At 69.3% G+C, this 231-nt stretch carries 1 protein-coding gene; it reads right to left on the bottom strand.

Annotated elements, in window-relative coordinates; translation table 11 throughout:
* The coding region (gene mraW, locus AC0IYH_RS34225) for a 16S rRNA (cytosine(1402)-N(4))-methyltransferase (RefSeq protein WP_471838953.1) at positions 1-216 on the bottom strand (216 nt) is incomplete at its 3' end.
* Positions 217-231 lie beyond the last annotated feature (15 nt).

Below are 231 nucleotides of genomic sequence, written 5' to 3'. Positions count from 1 at the left end.
GATATCCAGCGTCACGCCGTCGACCGGCGACTCGATCGCCGATTCCATCGCGGAGAAATCGGCCTGCACCAGCGTCAGCCCCTCGATCGCCCCCTCGACCACCGCCGCCTGTCCCGCCAGGATCGCATCCGGGTCGCGATCGAACGCGATCACCCGCACGCCCTTCGCCAGCAGCGCGCGCGTATAGCCGCCCGCTCCGAAAGTCCCGTCGATCATCGTCTCGCCCGGAGC

Source organism: Pseudomonas sp. AC463, assembly GCF_979253585.1.
This window is presented reverse-complemented; position numbering and strand designations above follow the sequence as displayed.